Annotated in this window: 14 protein-coding genes; 2 read left to right on the top strand and 12 right to left on the bottom strand. The window is 39.0% G+C overall.

The window, feature by feature from the left end:
- The first annotated feature begins 227 nt into the window (after positions 1-227).
- On the top strand, positions 228-1,430 hold the full coding sequence (locus AC59HZ_RS26835) for an NAD(P)-dependent malic enzyme (RefSeq protein ID WP_496548824.1): 1,203 nt from the start codon (positions 228-230) through the stop codon (positions 1,428-1,430).
- Positions 1,431-1,455: 25 nt separating this feature from the next.
- Positions 1,456-2,310 (top strand): class II fructose-bisphosphate aldolase, encoded by an 855-nt coding sequence (locus AC59HZ_RS26830; protein WP_496548823.1) that lies wholly within the window; start codon positions 1,456-1,458, stop codon positions 2,308-2,310.
- Positions 2,311-2,537: 227 nt separating this feature from the next.
- Here the strand turns inward: AC59HZ_RS26830 and AC59HZ_RS26825 are convergent, their stop codons facing one another.
- The 12 genes from AC59HZ_RS26825 to AC59HZ_RS26770 all read right to left on the bottom strand — a co-directional run bounded on the left by AC59HZ_RS26825 (position 2,538) and on the right by AC59HZ_RS26770 (position 17,303).
- A complete protein-coding gene (locus AC59HZ_RS26825; RefSeq protein ID WP_496548822.1) occupies positions 2,538-3,989 on the bottom strand; it encodes an NCS1 family transporter in 1,452 nt (483 codons plus the stop codon).
- A 35-nt stretch (positions 3,990-4,024) separates the two neighbouring features.
- Positions 4,025-5,440, bottom strand: a complete 1,416-nt coding sequence (hydA, locus tag AC59HZ_RS26820) for a dihydropyrimidinase (RefSeq protein ID WP_496548821.1) — start codon at positions 5,438-5,440, stop codon at positions 4,025-4,027.
- Between the two features lie 212 nt (positions 5,441-5,652).
- Positions 5,653-6,564, bottom strand: a complete 912-nt coding sequence (locus AC59HZ_RS26815) for a sugar phosphate isomerase/epimerase family protein (protein WP_496548820.1) — start codon at positions 6,562-6,564, stop codon at positions 5,653-5,655.
- 97 nt (positions 6,565-6,661) lie between these two features.
- Positions 6,662-8,389, bottom strand: coding sequence for a thiamine pyrophosphate-binding protein (locus tag AC59HZ_RS26810; protein ID WP_496548819.1), 1,728 nt, complete (start codon positions 8,387-8,389; stop codon positions 6,662-6,664).
- Between the two features lie 13 nt (positions 8,390-8,402).
- Entirely contained in the window at positions 8,403-9,851 is a 1,449-nt protein-coding gene (locus AC59HZ_RS26805) for a four-carbon acid sugar kinase family protein (protein WP_496548818.1), read from the bottom strand.
- Between the two features lie 14 nt (positions 9,852-9,865).
- A complete protein-coding gene (locus tag AC59HZ_RS26800) occupies positions 9,866-10,816 on the bottom strand; it encodes a transketolase family protein (RefSeq protein WP_496548817.1) in 951 nt (316 codons plus the stop codon).
- Positions 10,817-11,641 carry a transketolase gene (locus AC59HZ_RS26795; protein WP_496548816.1) on the bottom strand — a complete coding sequence of 275 codons (825 nt, stop codon included), beginning with the start codon at positions 11,639-11,641 and terminating at the stop codon, positions 10,817-10,819.
- A gap of 289 nt (positions 11,642-11,930) precedes the next feature.
- Complete coding sequence (locus AC59HZ_RS26790) at positions 11,931-12,872, bottom strand: fumarylacetoacetate hydrolase family protein (protein ID WP_496548815.1); 942 nt, start codon at positions 12,870-12,872, stop codon at positions 11,931-11,933.
- Between the two features lie 262 nt (positions 12,873-13,134).
- Entirely contained in the window at positions 13,135-13,875 is a 741-nt protein-coding gene (locus AC59HZ_RS26785) for a maleate cis-trans isomerase family protein (RefSeq protein WP_496548814.1), read from the bottom strand.
- A 28-nt stretch (positions 13,876-13,903) separates the two neighbouring features.
- Positions 13,904-15,250 (bottom strand): MFS transporter, encoded by a 1,347-nt coding sequence (locus AC59HZ_RS26780; RefSeq protein ID WP_496548813.1) that lies wholly within the window; start codon positions 15,248-15,250, stop codon positions 13,904-13,906.
- Positions 15,251-15,609: 359 nt separating this feature from the next.
- The gene (locus AC59HZ_RS26775) at positions 15,610-16,275 is read right to left on the bottom strand and encodes a GntR family transcriptional regulator (protein WP_496548812.1); all 666 of its coding nucleotides are present in this window, start codon (positions 16,273-16,275) and stop codon (positions 15,610-15,612) included.
- Positions 16,276-16,550: 275 nt separating this feature from the next.
- Complete coding sequence (locus AC59HZ_RS26770; RefSeq protein WP_496548811.1) at positions 16,551-17,303, bottom strand: IclR family transcriptional regulator; 753 nt, start codon at positions 17,301-17,303, stop codon at positions 16,551-16,553.
- Between the last annotated feature and the right edge of the window lie 228 nt (positions 17,304-17,531).

Here is a 17,531-nt window from a genome sequence, read left to right as displayed (position 1 = left end):
GAAAAACCAAGAGAACCGTCCCACGGTTCTAAAGATGAAAAATTTTTTGAAAATTATTGAAATAATATAGGTAATCATGGTATGCTTTTTATATTAAAAATGAAACGATGTTGCTTAATAACAAACAACATAACCCCCACAATAATTTTATTATAAATTCGGAGACTTACAGTTTATAAAATTGTGATTCTCTAAAAAAAAAAAAATGAATGGAGACGGTAAAGGCTATGAGAAATTTGAAGGATATGTCGCTGGAACTTCATAAACAGTCACAGGGAAAATTAAATGTTGGTGTTAAGGTTACGGTAGAAAATACAGATGATTTAAGTTTGGTCTATTCTCCAGGAGTAGCAGAGCCTTGCAAAGAAATTCATCAAAACCCTGAAAAAATCTATGACTATACCATAAAAGGAAATCTTGTTGCAGTCGTATCCGACGGATCTGCTGTTTTAGGCCTTGGAAATATTGGGCCAGGTGCAGCAATGCCAGTTATGGAAGGAAAAGCCGCGTTATTTAAGGCTTTTGCTGATGTGGATGCCTTCCCTATCTGCTTGAATACGAATGATGCGGAACAGATTATTCAAACTGTAAAATTGTTAGAACCAACATTTGGAGGAATCAATTTGGAGGATATTTCAGCACCGAATTGTTTCATTATTGAAGAAAGACTAAAGAAAGAAATGGAAATCCCGGTTTTTCATGATGATCAGCATGGGACGGCAATTGTCACAGCAGCCGGTCTGATTAACTCGTTAAAGGTTGTCAACAAACGCCTTGAGGATACAAAGGTTCTGGTCAATGGCGCAGGTGCAGCAGGGATTGCCATTACAAAACTGCTTATCAGTATGGGTGTATCTGATATTATCTTGTGTGACACAAAGGGTGCCATTTATAAGGGACGCAAGGATGGAATGAACACCATGAAAGATTCCATTGCAGAGATGACTAATAAAGGAAATGTTCAAGGCCCTTTATTTGAAGTAATCAAAGGAACAGACGTGTTTATTGGCGTATCTGCTGCTGGAGCACTGACCCAAGAAATGATTAAGACTATGAACAAAGACTCGATTATTTTTGCAATGGCAAACCCGGTACCTGAAATCATGCCAGATGAGGCAATTTATGCCGGTGCGGCAGTAGTAGGGACTGGACGATCTGATCTGCCGAACCAGGTTAACAATGTACTGGCTTTCCCTGGTATCTTTAAAGGTGCTCTGCAGGTTAATGCTTCTGATATTAATGAAGAAATGAAATTGGCTGCTGTGTACGCAATTGCCAATTTAATCGAGCCTGAAGAGCTCACACGCAACTATGTAATTCCTCATCCGTTTGATAAAAGAGTCGCAAATGCAGTAACGAATGCGGTAGCAGAAGCCGCTATCAAAACGGGAGTTGCCCGAAAGAATATGAAACCGGAAATCATTGTATAAGAGGATTATTTTAGGAGGAATAGAAGTGCCTTTAGTTTCCATGACAGAGATGCTTAACAAAGCGAAGGCGGAAGGCTACGCGGTTGGGCAATTTAACCTTAATAACCTGGAGTTTACCCAAGCGATCCTTCAAGCTGCAGAAGCGGAAAAATCACCCGTTATCCTTGGTGTGACTGAAGGGGCCGTCCGTTATATGTCCGGCTTCAAAACCGTTGTTAAAATGGTAGAGGGCCTAATGGAAGATTTAAATATAACCGTTCCAGTGGCGATTCACCTTGACCACGGTTCAAGCTTTGAAAAATGTAAAGAAGCGATAGATGCAGGCTTCACTTCTGTTATGATTGACGCTTCCCACCACCCATTCGAACAGAATGTAGCGGCTACTTCGAAAATAGTAGAATACGCTCACGAAAAAGGAGTTTCTGTGGAAGCGGAATTAGGAACAGTCGGAGGACAAGAGGATGATGTTTCTGGAAGCATCCTTTATGCTGACACTCAAGAGTGTGTTGAACTTGTAAAACGTACAGGGATCGATTGTCTTGCACCTGCATTAGGTTCCGTTCATGGCCCATATAAAGGCAAACCAAATCTTGGATTCAAAGAAATGGAAGATATCGGCAACCAAACTGGTGTACCTTTAGTTCTTCACGGCGGTACTGGTATTCCAACAAGAGATATTGAAAAATCTATTTCTCTTGGAACGGCTAAAATCAACGTTAATACTGAAAACCGAATCGCATCTGCGAAAGTGATTCGTGAAGTATTGGCAGCAAAACCAAATGAATACGATCCACGTAACTATTTAGGACCAGCTCGCGATGCCATCAAAGAAACGGTAATCGGCAAAATGCGGGAATTCGGATCTTCCGGCAGAGCATAAAACAAAAGCAGGCTTCGGGCATTTTAGTTGTTTGCCAATATGGTGATTTAAAAACCGTCCTTACCTTAAGGGCGGTTTCTCTGTGTTAAAAAATCAACAATGTCCTTTAACACAGCCTTTAAAAAAAAGAAGCTGATTCATAATCTATGAATCAGCTTCTTTTTTTATTCAAAATATTCAGAATTTAATTTTTAAAATAAAATGAAGAAAAGATTTCCACTAACCACTTATTGTTGGGGATTATTACTATGTGTATTTTTTACAATTTCATATCTTACTGAGGTTGTTTCCAATATAGTACCCTTTTTAAACAATGAATTTTTAAATGCATATTTTGTTAGAAGGAAATAGGCGATACCGCCCACAACAAGGCCAACAATCCATGCTAGATCCACTTTGATAAAGGCTGCACCTGCGCCAATGAGCATGGCTAGTACCGCGCTTGGGTTAATTCCAGAGAATGGACCATCTTCTTTGTATAAATCTGCCACATTTATTTTTTGCTTTCTAAAAATGAAATAATCAACTAACAATACGGCAAGAATCGGGCCTAAAAATGCGGAATAGATACTAATAAACAAACCCAGACCCTTTGCTGATGAATCCTGAACAAGAACCCAAGGGAATGCGCAAATTGCAAGCAGTCCTGTAATAATAACAGCGACTTTATAATTTACTTTTGTAAGCAATGTTATAACGTAGGCTGGAGAAATAATGTTGGCAACCAAGTTTACTCCAATTGCAGACAATATAATAAATGATGAGACAAAAACAGTAATATAAGGATTATTGACCACAACCGCAAACGCCTTAACGGGATTAATGATTCCTGTTGCGGAAGAGAGCATTGCACCAACAATCATGGCAAAGCCGTACGAAAAGATTAGAGGAATAAGATATACAAAACTTTGTTTTGTCTTACTCATACCTGATTTCAACTCTCTTGAATAGTCAGCTGCACTTAAGAAGAGAGCAGCATAATTTCCGAGCATCACCATGATGGACGCCACGAACGGCACACCCCAGGAACCTTTTACATGAACCCAATTCTGAGCCATAACGTCACTATGGGATGTCATAAGAAGGACAAAAACATAAGCCAGCGCTAACATAATAACCGTACCTGTCACCATTTGCACCCATTTAATAGCATGGAAACCGAACATCGAAAGAAAAATTTGCACACCCTGCAGGACTAAGAAACTAATAAAAATATTATCAAAGGTACCACTAGTAAAAACCTTAACAATTTCATTCAAGGCTGTAGCGCCGATCCAGCTTTGGAAGCCGTACCAAACGATGGCTGGGATTCCGCGCAAAAGGGAGGAGATAATACCACCTTTCATACCGAAAGACATTCTAAGATGGACTACATAAGGAATTCCGGTATTGTATGCAAGTCTTCCATTTAAAACAAAAAGAGTGGTGATAATGGCAAGGGCAATAATCGTTGCAACAAGGGTTTGGGCAAAGTTAAGCGTAGCCACTCCCGCTACAAACAAACTTGAGCCAATCGTTATATTTCCCATATTAACGCCTTCACCGAGCCACATAAACATAAATTTTACTGGACTTAATTCCCTATGTTCAAGGGAAGTGGGTTTCAAGGATTCATCGATATTCGTATCAAATTGAACCTCTGTTCTTTCCATAATGGAAGCTTCTGGCATTGATGGCATGATATTTTCATCTCCTTTTTATTTGTTTTCTGCTTTTAAACTTGCATTTCCTTTTGCTGATTTAAGCTGGAGGTTTTTTGTAGTCTGTCGCGAAGTATATACTTCCCGCGACCCAGTTCCCCAATAAAGTGACCGTCCTTTACAATAACCTCACCCCGGGATAAAACATGAGTAATCACCCCTTGAACTTCCATGCCTTCATAAGCGTTGTAATCAAGATTCTGGTATTGGGTTTCTGCACTAATCACTCTTGAACGGTTCGGATCCAAAATGACGATGTCTCCATCCTTGCCGACGGAAATCGATCCTTTTTTCGAAAGACCAAACAGCTCGGCAGGAGCAGTACTGATGGCCTCAACAAATTTCTGCAGGGAAATTCGTCCTTCATGGACACCAAAGTGATACAACAACGGGAAGATATCTTCAAGACCTGGCATGCCATTTGGAATCTTAGAGAAATCATCCTTACCAAGGGTTTTTTGGCCTTCAAATTGGAAAGGACAATGATCCGACCCCACCACAGAAATAAGGCCGTTACGAATACCATTCCATAAAACATCCTGATTCCATTTTTCTCTTAGTGGAGGTGAGCAAACGTATTTGCCCCCTTCAAAGTCGGGAAGATCTAAATAACTAATATCAAGAACCAAATAATGCGGACACGTTTCTGCAAAGGCCTTCACTCCACGTTTCTTCGCTTCGTCCACTTTTTGTAAAGCGTCTGCACAGCTGACATGGACGATATAAACAGGGGCATCAGCTGCCTCGGCAATCGCTAGCGCTCTGCCAGTAGCTTCGGCCTCCATGATTGTCGGGCGGGTATATCCATGATAGATCGGGTCTGTTTTTCCCTCAGCGATGGACTGTTTGACAAGTTCATCAATCACATCACCATTTTCTGCGTGAACATTGGTAATCACTCCAAGTTCCCCAGCTTTTTTCATAATCTTATACATTTCAAGGTCATTGACCATCAATTCTCCCTTGTAAGCCATAAACAGTTTAATAGAACTAACGCCGTATTCTTCGGCTAAAATGGGCAATTCCTCTAGGACTCTATCACTGTATTCATTAATAATCGCATGAAGCCCATAATCAATAGCAGATAATTTCCCTTTTTCAATCCACTCCTTCTGTGTATCAATTAAAGAAGCCCCTCTTTTTGGATTCGTAAAGTTAATAATACTGGTAATTCCGCCAACTGCAGCCGCTTTGGTACCGCTTACAAAATCATCCGCCGTACCTGTACTCTGAAACGGCCAAGCCAGATGGGTGTGAACATCTATTCCGCCAGGCAATATGTATTGATTACTAGCATCAATAAGACAGTCTCCGATTTCAGGTTTAATTTTTTGTGCAATAGAAGTAATCGTTTTTCCTAGAATTTCTACATCCGCTTTGAATACGCTTCCGGATGTAACGACAGTACCGTTTTGAATAATTGTTCTCATATAGAACCCCCCTTTAAAGAATAGATATTTATACCACAATACCCAGAGGAGGAATGGATGAAAGCAAATTATCGAATTTTGCTGCTAGATTGATAACTACTTTTTATTAGTCTTTTAGAGACTACGATTTTATCTATTCCTCATGAGTGTATTGTAGAATGTGATTTCTCTCTCCGGTTTGATTCAATGCATGATACACTGTCCCTACTCGTTTATAAACGAGCCCATGCTTCAACTAATGTTCTCTTAGATTGTGCAATAACAATATCTGAGGATTCATTTCCAACCGGTTTTACTTCAAATGCAACAACATTTCTGGAACCTTCTCCGATATATCCAATTTCTAATAAAACTCTTAAGTACTCAGTTAATTCCTTCACATCATTCTCACTTCCAGGATAACCAAAACGCGGATGCTGGTCGCCATAGGCAGGATCATTTTTATCTTTGATGTAGCAGTTACCGATATGGGCATGATTGATATAGTCCCGTGCAATCGTTAAGGCATCTGTTGAGGTTTCTCTTTGCATTGGCAGATGGCTTAAATCAAGCATTAAGCCAAATGAAGGGTCAAACTTTCTTACTTCTTTTGCTACTTCAACCGCTAATCGATTGGAGCCGATTAGGCATTTTTTATCGGTTTCGTCATCAAAAGTTTCTAATGAAAGAACAAGATCTCCTTTACTTCTTGCATATTGGGAAAGTTCGATAATCGAATCCGTAAGCAATTGAAGGGCTCTGTCCTCATCCTTTTCAGGTTTTGGACCGCTTAAAAAGCCTAGCTTTGCTGCGTTTAATTCATAGGCCTGGTCGATAGCTCCTTTAACCAAGTTAATAGCCGTTTGGCGTTTTTCAGGGTCAAACGAGTTCAAATCTCCTTTGTTGCTTAAAAGAATGGGCTGTGCGCCGAAGCCGATTGTCATTCTGCCTGATTCCAAAATAGAAGCTACTTTGCTTCTTTCTGCCGGATCATTAACTCTTGTCACTTCAATCCCTGAGAAAAAATCATCGGTAACAATTTTTTTCACTGTTTCCGAAATCGGACCATCACCTTTCATGGCCTCAGGATATGCCATAAAGTGTACAATGCCGACCTGCATGAAATGTTGAAGATCTGTTTTCATAAATAGCACCGGAATAAATCCGGATTTCCCCCTTTCAGTACGGGGAAAAAAGGACTTATGTGTCCTTTTCTCCCGGTAAATATTTTTAGTAGAATGATTACTTAGAGTATTTAAAACCTGTTAACGATCCATTATTTGAGAATTCACAAACGGCAGTTGGATCGACAACTACTTCAATTAAATATGGTTTTCCGCTCTCTACTGCACGCTGCAATGCTGGTTTAATTTGATCATAGTGAAGAACAAGCTCACCGCGGACACCCATACCCTCAGCAGTCTTAACGAAGTCAATTCCACGCTCTTCATTGTCACAAAGCTCATTTTTGTAAATAAGATCTGTTGAAATGGTTCTTTCGTTATAAAACCAGTTCTGTTGTTGGCGGATTAGTCCGAGCAATGAATTATTTAATACGAAAATGATGACAGGAATATCATGTTTAGCGGCAGTAGCAATATCTTGTAATGACATACCCAGGCTTCCATCTCCAAGGAAATTTACCGCTTGACGCTCAGGAAATGCCAGCTTGGCAGCCATTGCAGCTCCTAATCCCCAGCCCATCGTTCCCGCTCCTCCAGTTAATAAATAGGTTCGAGGAACATAAGTTTCAAATAATTGGCAAGACCAAATTTGGCTGATCCCACAGTCATGAGAAATAAAGGCATCACGATCTAAGAATTCACGTAATTCTTTAAGAGCACGTTCTGGACGGATTGGAAGATTATCGTAGTCTTGCTTCCGTGCATATTTCTTTCTTTCTTCTGTTAAATCAAGCTTTTGAACACCGGCTTCTGCAGCGGCTGCAACTCCAGCCCCTAATTCTCTATAGGCTTTTGCTAAGTCCGCCATAAAGGATTTAACATCTGCCATTATTCCTAGTTCCGTTTTTACGGTTTTACCAATCTCTTTTTTATCAAGGTTAATATGAATGATTTTGGCATCTCGTTTGAAAATGTCGACTGCACCTGTGCTGCGGTCTGCAAAACGGCCGCCAAGGTTAATGATCAGATCAGATTCAAGAATGGTCATGTTACCATATGGTGTATCAAGCATGGTTCCCATTCGACCTGCAAATAATGGATGATCGTTAGGGAAAGTATCCATTCCCATACCAGTCGTAACTACTGGAATTTGTAAGGTTTCAGCTAATTCTTTTAATTCTTCAGTAGCGTTTGCAAGGTTTACACCGCCGCCAGAAACAAGAACTGGTTTTTTAGCATCCTTTAAATAGGTTAATACTTCAGCAATTTCTTGTTCAGAAGCATGTGGCAGAACTTCCGGTTCATCTACAAATTCATCCCAATCAACTTCTACTAATTCTTTTTGTGTATTGATAGGAAGGTCAATTAAAACAGGACCCTTTCTTCCAGTTGTAGCAGCTGTCCAAGCTTCGTGGATCATTCTTGCAGCATCTTTTCCATCAAGCAGTTGATATACAGCTTTACACACAGGTTTCGCCATTTCACAGATTGGTGCTTCTTGGAACTGCATGGTTCCTAGTAGTCTCGAACTTTGTTGCCCAGTAAATGCGATCATTGGAATAGAATCCATATAGGCGCCATATAAACCAGTTAGGAAGTTTGTTCCGCCAGGACCGGATGTTGCTGCGCAAACTCCCACTTTCCCCGTTGCTCTTGAGTAACCATCAGCCATAAATGCTCCTGTTTGCTCATGACGAACGACGTAAGATTCAATAGTAGTGTTATTGCGAATAGCATCATATAATGGAAGAATTGCCGCTCCTGGAACACCGTAAATATGTTCAACACCTTTACGAACTAGGTACTCCGCGATTGCCTCTGCAGCTGTCATTTTTCGTTTAACCATGATGATCTCTCCTTTAACGAGTGAATTGATTTATTTTTTTAAAAATATCGGTAATCGTATTTTTCTGGCCAACATTCCCTGGAAAGACAATATAGGCTGTATTCTTAATTCTAGCTTCTTCACCTGTAAGCAAGACTGGTACACCAGCTGCTGCCTGTCCGAGGATCTTTGCTTTTTTAATTCCCAATCCGCTTGTAGCGATATCACTCGAAGTGATTCCACCCTTTGCCATTATGAATCTTGGTCTTACTTTTAATAATTGGACTAATTCAACAAGTGTGTTTGAAATGGTTTGACTATATTTCAAGTTATCTTCTTTGTTTGCTGCTTTAATCACACTTCGGCTTGTATAAACCACCGTATCTTCTCCATTTGCAATCGATTGTTCTAGTAAACTAGAAACTCTTAAAATCTCATCCCTCTGATCAAATGGAGACAGGATTTTTTCAACATTAACCTCGATTGATTTAACATGGACTTCAGACATTAAGTCAGAAAGCTGATCGGTTGTTTTCTTCGTATGGGAACCAACAACAAGTAATCCGCCATAACCTTCAATCGACTGGTCATTAACCATTTCTTTTGCCTCAAGGTAGGGTTTATGATTAAACCCGCCTACTGAATTAACAAAAGATGCAGCCGTTCTGAATAAGAAGTGCTTACCCTGATCGATTGCTTTTAAGACAGCCAAAGAAACAATATCCAAATCTTGATAGTTAACAGCATTGACGACTATTGGAGCATTATTGGCTGCTCTATTTAGAATCGAAAGGACTTGATCCACACCACCCTGACGAATATCATCTAAAGTAATCGTTAAGATGGTTGGAAGTGAATAGGAACCTTCTGATTTTTCAACGATATAGTCAGGGAGATTTGCAGTTGAGTATCCGAATACAGAATCCTTGGCAAATTCCGTTTCATTGGCTGGTACAAGAACCTTATCTTCTAATAAATAGTGAGTGTTCTCGACTGTGTATCGGTTTCCTTCAAAGAAGGCAGGGATAACCAAATGTCCTGAAACTTCCCAACTCAATTTTTCTGTTAAGACCTTCTCAATCACAGAGGTTTCTAACGGATAGTGTCCTCGCAATGTGGAATCACCGCGGCTGATCACTGAAAATGAAATATCTAGTTCTTTTGAAACCTCTACCAAGTTTTGAATAATTTCTGTATTAATGGCTGTTGCTTTTTCAGGGTCATAGCTTCTTGTATTGGTTAAAACATAGAGAACATTTCGATCATCAGCTAATCCTTCACGAAGCCATTTCTTATCCCAGTCCGTGATGACATAAACATCATGGACGGTTTGTACTCCTGTAGGATCATCATCCAAAACAACAAACTTATGATTGGATTGCTTAAGCTTTTCAGCAATTTTTTTTCGGAATGGATTTTCACTTTTTTGTGTTGAAGCATTGCTTAGGATTTCTTGGTAAATCGTGTCTAATAGTATCGTCACGTTTTCCCCCTCCCTTATTTCACTAAAACAGAATTGACTAGCTTTTCAACATCAGTGACAATTCTTGAAGCTCTTAATTGGAAGAAGTCAAGAAGTTCATGCATTTTTCCGGATACACCAAAACGGTCTTGTGTGCCCACTCTTTTAAGCGGAACAGGATGGTTTTCAGCAAGCACCTCAGCAACAGCACTTCCTAAACCGCCAATAATGGAGTGTTCTTCTACGGTTACAACATGGCCTGTTTTGGACGCTGATTTAACAATGGCTGCAACATCGATTGGTTTAATGGTATGAATGTGCAGCACGTCTGCCTGAATACCTTTTTGAGAAAGCTGTTCAGCTGCTTTAAAGGTTTCATCCAGCATGATTCCTGTACTAATGAGTGTTACGTCGCCGCCATCACGGTATTTAATCGCTTTGCCAATTTCGAATGGATCTTCTTTCTTTGTAACGATAGGTACCGGAAGCTTTCCAACCCGTAAATAAACCGGCCCCTCGAAGTGATAAGCTGCTTCTACCGCTTTTTCCATTTCAACTGAATCAGCAGGTACGATCACCGTCATTCTCGGCAATGAACGCATCAGTGAAATATCTTCAAGTGGTAAATGGGTGGCCCCCTCCTGGGCAGCTGATGTACCAGCATTATGACCAACAATCTTAACATTGTTATTGGAATAGCATACAGAAATTCTCATTTGGTCAAAAGCGCGGCCAGTTAGGAAGTTCGCATAGGCATTCGCAAAAGGAACTTTGCCGCCAATCGCTAAACCTGCTGCAGTTCCAACCAAATCACATTCGGAAATTCCTACGTTAAAGAACCGCGTTGGAAATTGATCTTTAAATAGATTAGTAAGATTTGATTTTGCACAGTCTGCATCTAAAACAACTAAATCTTCATGTTGATGTCCAAGCCTTATTAGAGCTTCACTAAATCCTTCACGAGGTGCTTTTTGTTGTACGGTCATTTATACCAACTCCTTTAATGCCAATTCTAATTCCTCGTCATTTGGAGCTAAGCCATGCCACTTATGTGTGTTCTCCATAAATGAGATTCCTTTACCTTTAACCGTGTGAGCCAGGATCGCTGTTGGCTTGCCTTTTACCGTTTTTGCTTCTTCAAAGGCAGCATGTACCTGTTCTAAATCATGACCATCAATTTCAATGACATGCCAGCCAAACGCTTCCCACTTGGCAACAAAATCCATCATTCCTTTTACGTTTTCAACATAATCATCCAGTTGGATTTTGTTCCAGTCGATAATGGCGCAAACATTGTCAAGCTTGAAGTGGGCTGCTGTCATGGCTGCTTCCCATACTTGACCTTCTTGAGATTCACCATCGCCAATCATGACATAGGAGCGTCTGGATTTACCATCCAGCTTGGCACCTAAGGCAACACCATTTGCTAAAGATAATCCTTGACCAAGTGAACCTGATGAGGCATCCACTCCCGGAATATGTTCGCCGCACGGATGACCATGCAGGCGTCCATCTACATCTCTAAATGTCATTAGTTCTTCGACTGGGAAAAAACCTTTTTCAGCTAAAACGGAGTAGTAAACTGGAGTACAATGTCCTTTTGATAAAAAGAAGACATCGCGTTCTTCCCAATCAGGATTATTTGGATCGACATTCATGTGCTCAAAAAAGAGATCCATCAGTAATTCAGTTGCAGATAATGAACCTCCTGGATGTCCGCTTCCTGCATGGTGTGTCATTCTTACAATGTGCTGGCGAATTTTTTTTGCTAAGCCATCTAAAAATTCTTTTCTATCTGGTGCTAACACCATTTTATTCCCTCCTGTTGTTGCTTATTAAGAAACCGCGTTTCTTTTGTTACTTAAAAAAAAGCAACGATTTTAATGACTACTTCTTTTCTCCAATGACGTAAATGCTGAATCACAATACGAAGAACCAAAACCAAACAATTTAACTTATACGTCATTTCGTGTTGCTTATTAGGAAACGACGTTTCAAAATTATTTTATTAAGGAAATCATACCATTCAAAGCAATCACTTTCAATATGTTTTTAGAAATTTTCACATTTTTCAATTTCAATTTCTATTTCCTATTTCGCTTAAATGGTTCCACTTACTTTCATAACATCAACATGGACGGATTCATTGTTTTGTTTTCGTCTGAAAGTATTTGTTAATTTACCGAGTTTTTCAATTTCAATTGTTACTACATCACCATCTTTTAGCCAAACCTTTTTGTCTTCAGGATACCCCAAAATGACCCCTTCTGGTGTTCCCGTTAGAATAATGTCACCTGGTTGAAGTGTTATATATTGGGAAACATAATTCACTAGTTCATCACAATTAAAAATCATATCTGAAGTATTGGAATCCTGGCGAATTTCTCCATTAACGGATAAGGTAATCCTTAAATTATTGGGATTTTCGACTTCCTCTTTGCTAACTAAGTTGGGACCAATTGGACAGAATCCATCGCTTGATTTCCCAAGGAGCCACTGTGAAGTTTTGTTTTGTAAATCACGCGCAGAAACATCATTTGCAGCACAATAACCATACACAATGGACAGTGCAGCCTCTGTTTTAATATTTTTTGCCTGTTGGCCAATAACAATGGCTAATTCTGCCTCATAATCTACTTCAGAAGATGTGTTAGGCATCATAACCTCTTTTCCATGGGCATTAATCGTATTATTAAATTTACTAAACACAATCGGAACCTGAGGAAAAGGCATATTACACTCGATTGCGTGCTTTTTGTAATTCAATCCGATACAAATAATTTTTGGCGGTTCAGGTACACAAGGTCCATAGTTAAGTGAATCTTCCTTTAAAAATAACGCATCATCCATTTGGGAATTTTCAACCAGCCTTTTCAGCCCTTGTTTTGCACGTTCCCCACCAGTAATCAATTCAAGCACTGTTTTTGGAATATCTTTAATATAAGGAAACTTTGTGGTTGCAGCCTCTGTGTCTAATATCCCCCTATTTGTTTTGACTCCTAAAACAAGTTGTTCATTTTTGTAAAAAGTAACAGTAATCACTACCTAACCTCCAATTCGCGGAAGATTCCAATACTAGCCGCTATGTATCTGATATTAAATGAAATACATGTATGGTATAATAATAGTCAGCTGCACATTGACAATTGCATACATAAAGGGTTGGGACAGCAAATCTTCTGTCCTGTAAAATGTATGGAGCGTCATCGATGACGTTAATCATCATGCAGAATACCTTTTTTTCAAAAATGTAAATGAAGAGAGCATTACAACCCCCCACAGGTTGAATGCTCGTTATAGTGAATTAGTTATTTACCGTTACCCTTGAAAATACTTTACCCCATCCGTTTACCACTTTAGGATCTATATCTACCATCTTTAAACATTCCCACAAAAGGACATTAATGGTGTCATACATTGGCAAGTTATATTTTTCTTCGTAGTATTCTACTTTGTTTACGGCAGGGAAATTTGTACATACGACACTTAATGCATCTGCCGGTGTTATGGCTACGGATTGGATTTGCTCTTCAATCCTTTCTTGTGTTACTTGGCTGAAAGAACGATTATGTGTTTGAGAAAGTCCTGAAATATTAATTGTTTCAACATTACAATGCTTTTTGTATTGTTCTGCAATTTTTTCGTTAATTTCAGGAATGTACGGAGAGACAAGGTGTACCGATTTAATATTGTGCTCTTTAAACGCCCTTACTTGAGACAACATGGAAGTAGTTGCCGGAATACCTGTTCTTTTGGTAATGGCTTCACAAAGCTCACGGTCTACATCGAATCCCAGCCATCCGCCTGATGTACCATTCCATGCAATGACATCCACTTCAGCATGTGCTAACAATTCTGCAGCTTGAAGCATTGGCTCAAAATTAAATTGACTTAAAGCATCTTGTTCAAGTGAAATTTTCGTAACCTCAAAGCGTCCATAGTGGCAAGTTACTTCCGGAACATTGTAAAGCATTCTCGAGCAAATTGGCTCTAAAGTCGTGTTAGAAGATGGAGTAAGCATTCCTATTTTTTTAGGTTCTTTCATGTTAAATCCTCCTAGTAAATTCAATGATTTATTTTTCACTGCTGATGGTACTGCCAATTTTTTTATTGTAATTAATTAAACTTGAAACCGTTGCCAAAAGGAGACCTGCAAAGACAAACACCATTAATGCCAAGAAATAGGATCCTGTTGTGGATACAATAAGACCGACATAAATTGGTGTTATAACACCCGCAATATTTCCTGCGAAGTTCATACATCCACCGACTGTACCAATATGTTCGCGTTGTGAGATGGCAGCAGGAACACTCCAATATAAACCGCCCCAACGAAGGAAGAATAACGCAAATGATAGGGTGATAATCGCCTCTGTTACTGATGTTGATCTACTTAAGAAGAAAATGGACAGTGCAGTCATACCCCCGGCTATGGATAACATCGTTCTCATAACCGTATTATAATTGCCGCCTTTTTCACGCCACTTGTCTGTAATCCAGCCGCCAATAAGTTCTCCGACAAATCCAGAGCCGAAAATAATGAGAATGGATGATCCAATGGACTTAATATCCAAATTTTGTGTTGCAGCTAGATAGGATGGACCCCATGTCATTAATCCATAGAAAACAGTGTTAAACGAAAACCAGCCCAGACACATACACCAGAAATTGCGGGCCTTCAAGTAGTCTTTTGGGCCAATTTTCATTCCAGTAGCATTACGCTTATGCTCTTCGTACTCCTCCTCGAGTGCTTGTCGAATATATTCGCGTTCTGCTTCATTCACTTTTGGATTGCTATTCGGTCCACCTTTAATAATTTTCCATACCCAATATGCAACCATAATGGTAAGGATACCAGCACCAATCAATGCACCGCGCCAGCCTCCGAACCATGCCATAAAGGCAACAATAATAGGGCCTCCGACTGCGGTTCCAAGTGGTGCACCGCTATCAATAATGGTGGCCCCACGGCCTCTTTCCTTTGAACTAAGCCAAATCGCTTGTAATTTCGAACACCCCGGCATAACAGGGGCCTCTGTAATCCCAAGTAAAACTCGAAGAAAAAAGAGTGATTTCGCACCTGAAATAAATCCTGTCAATGCTTGGACAATCCCCCATCCAAGTGCAGCACTAAATACTACTTTATCTGGGCGATATTTGTCGGCAATCCAGCCTGATGGAATTTGCATGATGGCATATCCCCAAAAGAAGGAGCTAAGAATGAGTCCTACGATAGCTGGATCTAAATTTAAATCCTTTTGGATCGCTGGCATGGCGATAGATAATACAGCTCGGTCAACATAGTTAATCGTAACTAACATAAGCAACATAAAGAATACTCGCCAACGGATATTGGTTGGCTTTGCCGTTAACTCAATACGCGGTTCTTCTACATTTAGGTTTAAGTTACCTTTTGCCAAAAAAATTCCCCCTTTTTTCAAATAAAGATGTTCGATGTGTTTCACTTAAAAGATAAAGCAATGTTTAGGAATCACCCCCTTCAATTAATGGGGAACACACCTGGGGACTTAACAAGATGTTTTTAAATTAGCAAGTAACTTTTGTTTGACATTTTAAACACAGATTACAGGACAGTGGTACCGCTTACAGTACCATCAGTAACTCTTGTGCCTTCGAATGGCGATAGTAGATTATTCGTACCTTCTTTTGTCGTCTGTCGACAGTTAATCATCCGAAACTTTTTTTGTCGTCTGTCGACAGTTAATGTATCCACCTCCTAATGTTAACTTTTATGTATGTAAACCTAAAAAAACCGAACCTATTCCGTTTTTTTAAGATTTAGCTGTTTGGCAAAAATCTCTCTTAAATGCAGTAAGTCTGTTTCAAGATGCTTTTTCATCATTAACGATGCATTTTCTTCATTTCTTCGTTTAATTTGATCAAGGATTTCTTGATGTTCGTTAAAAACAATCCTCTCTCGATTCTCACCCTGGAAATTTAATACTCTATAGTAATGACTTAAAGATTTTAAATCTCTAAGCTGTTTCATTAACCTTCTATTTTGACTATATTTTGTAATCAGATCATGAAATCGGCTATTTTCCTCAATTAGGGCAAGCCTATTTTGTTCACCATCCATATTAAGATACTTCTTTGCATTTACAACTGTATTTTCGATTTCTGCTATTTCCTGACTAGTTGCGAACCTTGTTGTCAATCCCGCCGCTAACGACTCAAGGGCAATACGGCATCCATATATATCCACAATATCCTTCATGGTTGGTTTATAAACTGTTATTCTTGATTTTTCATCAATAACCAATAATCCTTCTTTTTCCAATGCGCGGACTGCTTCTCTAACCGGGCTGCGACTAATATTTAATTCTCTTGCTATTCTAGCCTCAAATAAACTATCACCAGGTTTTAATACCCCTTGAACAATCATTTCTCTAATCGAATTATAGACTTGATCATAATATCTCACTGGTTTTTCTATCGAGAAAGAATCCATAGCATTCTCCAATCCTGCCGTCTGTCGACACTTTATTCTTTTTTATATCAAAACCATTCATCACTTTCTATTGTTGCATATTAAGAAACGATGTTTTACATTTTTTTTTCTAAACTAAAAATAACATCTTTACTAAACAGTTTCAATATTTATTTTTGAATTTTTCAATAATTTTTATTTTTCTTCATAAAGATAAAAAGACATACCTTTGATAGTATGTCCTCATGATTGATTCTTCTTAAGTTCCATTATTTTTTGTATCCAAGTCGCTCAGAGATTTTCATTCCGACCTCAATAAGTTTATTCTTTATCAAATCAATTTTCTCCTCATTCATCCTCATAGAAGTACCTGATATACTTACTGCTCCAGTAACATCACCAAGATGATTGAAGATTGGTGCCGCTATACAAGTAATTCCCGGTTCATTTTCTTCGCTTTCAATTCCGAAGCCTTGGTTTTTGATAGTTTTGAGATTTTCGAATAATTCTTCCGTAGTTATTATCGTATTTTCGGTGTGCCTTGGTAAACCCTTTTGCTTAATAATTTCCATTACTTCACTATTCGGCAAGTTTGCAAGTATGACCTTACCCGCACTCGTACAATGCATGGGGGCACGCTTGCCTACCTGGGAGTGCATTCTTAAAGTCTCACTCCCCTCCAGTTTTTCAATGTAGACAGCTTCCTTTTGTGAATAGATGACTAAATGAATCACTTCATTTGAAATTCTTTCCAATTCCCTTAAATATGAGGCCGCCTCCTTACGAATATCAATCGAATCTAATAACTTGTTGGCGATCTCCAAATAAATATAGCCCAATTTATATTTCTTCGTTTCCATGTCTTGTTCAATGAAACCATTTTCCACTAACGTTGCGAGTAAACGAAAAATAGAACTTTTATTTAATTCCAGTTTTTCAGCTAGTTCAGTTACTCCTATTCCTTCTTTCCTGGCACTAATTAGTTTAATAATGGTCAATGCTCTGTCCACTGACTGCACCATTGGAATCCCACTCTTTCATAAACATATATTTTTAATGAACCATAACCTGCAATCGCAATAATTTATAAAATAGAAGTTTGCTGTTCTAGATACACTGATTCTCCTCTTTAATGTCTTTACTGTTAAAGTTGCTTATTAGGTAACTCCATTTAATTTTATCTATTTTCAAATAATTTATCAATTAAAAGAATATTTCCCAAAAAAATAAGTGGTAAAATAATCCACTTG

Source organism: Neobacillus sp. DZ-9, from assembly GCF_059587065.1.
Note: the sequence above shows the minus strand (reverse complement) of the source record. Positions and strands in the feature narration are given on the sequence as shown.

Bases quoted from the DNA above. Each gene is read 5' to 3' on its own strand.
- AC59HZ_RS26785 (WP_496548814.1), bottom strand. From the start codon at position 13,875: ATGAAAGAACCTAAAAAAATAGGAATGCTTACTCCATCTTCTAACACG.
- AC59HZ_RS26835 (WP_496548824.1), top strand. From the start codon at position 228: ATGAGAAATTTGAAGGATATGTCGCTGGAACTTCATAAACAGTCACAG.
- AC59HZ_RS26815 (WP_496548820.1), bottom strand. From the start codon at position 6,564: ATGAAAACAGATCTTCAACATTTCATGCAGGTCGGCATTGTACACTTT.
- AC59HZ_RS26810 (WP_496548819.1), bottom strand. From the start codon at position 8,389: ATGGTTAAACGAAAAATGACAGCTGCAGAGGCAATCGCGGAGTACCTA.
- AC59HZ_RS26800 (WP_496548817.1), bottom strand. From the start codon at position 10,816: ATGACCGTACAACAAAAAGCACCTCGTGAAGGATTTAGTGAAGCTCTA.
- hydA (WP_496548821.1), bottom strand. From the start codon at position 5,440: ATGAGAACAATTATTCAAAACGGTACTGTCGTTACATCCGGAAGCGTA.
- AC59HZ_RS26770 (WP_496548811.1), bottom strand. From the start codon at position 17,303: ATGGTGCAGTCAGTGGACAGAGCATTGACCATTATTAAACTAATTAGT.
- AC59HZ_RS26825 (WP_496548822.1), bottom strand. From the start codon at position 3,989: ATGCCATCAATGCCAGAAGCTTCCATTATGGAAAGAACAGAGGTTCAA.
- AC59HZ_RS26795 (WP_496548816.1), bottom strand. From the start codon at position 11,641: ATGGTGTTAGCACCAGATAGAAAAGAATTTTTAGATGGCTTAGCAAAA.